This window comes from Nocardia sp. CC201C (genome assembly GCF_030010695.1).
GTDB classification, from domain to species: domain Bacteria; phylum Actinomycetota; class Actinomycetes; order Mycobacteriales; family Mycobacteriaceae; genus Nocardia; species Nocardia otitidiscaviarum.
In genome coordinates, this window is the sequence record NZ_JASCXP010000624.1 from 1 (window position 1) to 2,765 (window position 2,765).

Below are 2,765 nucleotides of genomic sequence, written 5' to 3' on the forward strand. Positions count from 1 at the left end.
TCATGACCATCGCACCGGTCACGGCCTCACCCGGACCGGCCGCATCCGGTCGCACCGCGAACACGCACCACTATCCGCGCGGGAAGGCGGGTGCTCGCCGACGGGCGGGCTCGTACCCTGGGTGCATGTCGGATGAGGCGGTGGTTCCGGGGCTCGGTGCGCTGATCGAGATGCTGGCCGGGCGGCGGGTGGCGGTGCTGACCGGGGCGGGGATCTCCACCGACAGCGGGATCCCGGACTACCGCAGTCCGGACGCGCCGCCCCGCAATCCCATGACCTATCAGCAGTTCGTCGGCGACCCGGTCTTCCGGCAGCGCTATTGGGCCCGCAATCACGTCGGCTGGCGGCGCATGGACGCCGCGCGGCCCAATGCCGGGCATCGCGCGCTGGCGCGGCTGGAACGCGCGGGCGTGGTCACCGGGCTGATCACCCAGAACGTGGACCTGCTGCACACCAAAGCGGGCAGCCGCGCCGTCATCGATCTGCACGGCACCTACCTGCGCGTGCGCTGCCTCAGCTGCCAGGGCCTCATCTCCCGCCTGACCCTGGCCGACCGGCTGGAGGCGGCCAATCCGGGCTTCGCCGACACCATCACCCTCGACGGCCTCGAGGTGGCCCCCGACGCCGACGCCGTACTCGACGACACCTCCGCCTTCCACATGGTGGACTGTCACCGCTGCGGCGGCATGCTCAAACCCGATATCGTCTACTTCGGCGAATCGGTTCCCAAAGACCGTGTGGCAGCGGCATTCTCGATGGTCGACGCCGCCGACGCCCTCCTCGTCACCGGTTCCTCCCTCACCGTCATGTCCGGGCTGCGCTTCGTCCGCCACGCCGCCAGAACCCACCGCCCCGTGGTGATCGTCAACCGCGGCCCCACCCGAGGCGACGAGCTGGCGACACTGCGCATCGACGCCGGATGCGCCCCGACCCTCACCGCACTGGCGGACGCGCTCGGCACCGCCCCCGTTCCGGCATAGCGCGGTTCACGGATTCCGCTGCGCTCGGCGCGGATTCTCGGCGTACTCATCGAAATCGGGATGCCACCGCCGAGACCACGGGCCGCTCCCCGGATCGCCAACGGCCTGCCGCGCCGGGTGCGCGATCACGCCAAGGGCAACGCCGACGGCCCCGATCGCCCGCGAGACCACCCATGCCGCGCACTGTCTACGACGTGGACGTGCTCGGCCTGAACCGCCTCGACCGTGCCGCACTCGGCGCACTGGTCCGCAACGTCAACGGCGGACCGGTCGGGGTCTCCACGCTGGCCCGCAGACGCGGAACACCGACTCGGCAAGCGCGGCGGCACGCCCGGGAAGGCTAGCGCGGATGGCACGGGCACCGGGCGGGCATCCGGTGCCGCGCACTCGGAACGCCGCTCAGGTATCCCGAGCGCTCGCCCCGACCTCCGGGTCGTCGAGGAAGTTCGCGACCGGGTCCAGGGTGAGCAGGCCGGTGCCCGCGCCCGCGAGTTCGCCCGCGGCGGGCGCCAATCGGTCGCGCAGTGTCGCCAGCAGGGTGTGTTCACCGAGGTCGCGGGCGGCGCGGGCGAGCAGGCACAGGCGCAGTTCCAGCAGCAGGTCCGGTGGGGGTGCGGGGGCGGCATGCAGTGCGCTGCGGGCGGCGTCTTCGCGGTGCTCACCGAGCAGGAGCAGGGGGCGCACCCAGGGCTCGTGCGGGCCGAAGTCCTGTCCGGGATCGGTGTCGAGCGGCAGGTCGTGGCGGAGGCGCACGCTCAGCAGGGCCAGGGGGAGCAGACCGTGCCGGAGGCCGGGCATGGCCGCGCCGGGGTGGGCGGCGGCGGTGGCGCGGTAGGCGGCCTCCGCGTCGGCGGGTGGCAGGGTCAGTGCGTCGCGCAGCGTGGCATACCAGCGGGTGAAGAAGCCGACCAGCCGCAACCCATACTTCTCGCCCAGCGCGTCGGCCGCGGCCGCATGCGCGTCGGCGGCGGCGAAATCCGCCGTGGCGCTGAGTGATTGCACGGCGATGAGGTGGCCGAGCACCTCGAAGCCCACCAGTTCGTGCGCCTGCGACACGGTGATGAGTTCGTCGGCGATGCGGGCGCGTTCGGGGGCGAGTCCGGCACGGTGGAAGCTCTGCATGAAGCGGCCGTTGAGCGCGAATGCCAGCAGGGCCGGGTCGTCGAGCCGACGCGCGATCCGCTCGGCCTCGGCGGCCGCCGCCCGCCCGCGTGCGCTGTCGGCGGCGCGCAGCTCGAGTGCGATGGTGGTGAGCAGACGGGCACGCAGCGCGGCGATGTCCTCGGACCTACGCGCCGACTCCACCGCCACGTCCCCGATCCCACCGACCGACCCGACAGCCGCGCCCCCGATCCCACCGACCGACCCGACAGCCGCGCCCCCGATCCCACCGGCCGACGCGGCCGCCACGCCGTCCATCGCACTCTCCGACCCGACCGCCGGATCTGGCCCGCTCTCGGACACCACCTCCGCGTCCCCGGGCGAACCCCCGGCGCGAGGCGCCGAGTTGTCGGAACGATCGACCGAGGCGCCCGCACCGCTGTCCGGGAGCCGAGGCAGGATGCGTTCCGCGATCGTCACCACCTGGCGGGCCAGTTCCGGATCGTCGGTGTCGGTCCAGAGGGCGGGGACGTCGAAGGCGGTGATGACGCGCGCGGTGAGTTCCGGATCGTCGAAGCGGTCGGCGGCCCGGAGGGCTTGCGCGCGTTGCCGTCTCGATTCCGCGAGATCTCCGGTGAGCGCGGTGGCGCGCCCGAGCCCCAGGGTGGCTTCGAGGCTGCCGCG

General features: G+C 73.1%; 2 protein-coding genes and 1 pseudogene. 2 read left to right on the forward strand and 1 reads right to left on the reverse strand.

Translation table 11 applies throughout. From position 1 onward, the window contains the following. The first annotated feature begins 125 nt into the window (after positions 1–125). Together QK444_RS35065 and QK444_RS36540 are read left to right on the forward strand one after the other, a co-directional pair. Positions 126–980, forward strand: coding sequence for an NAD-dependent protein deacetylase (locus tag QK444_RS35065; protein WP_282786289.1), 855 nt, complete (start codon positions 126–128; stop codon positions 978–980). A gap of 173 nt (positions 981–1,153) precedes the next feature. Further along, entirely contained in the window at positions 1,154–1,324 is a 171-nt protein-coding gene (locus QK444_RS36540; RefSeq protein ID WP_349239566.1) for a hypothetical protein, read from the forward strand. Between the two features lie 55 nt (positions 1,325–1,379). Here the strand turns inward: QK444_RS36540 and QK444_RS35075 are convergent. Further along, a pseudogene (locus QK444_RS35075) lies at positions 1,380–2,765 on the reverse strand (hypothetical protein); the annotation flags it as partial.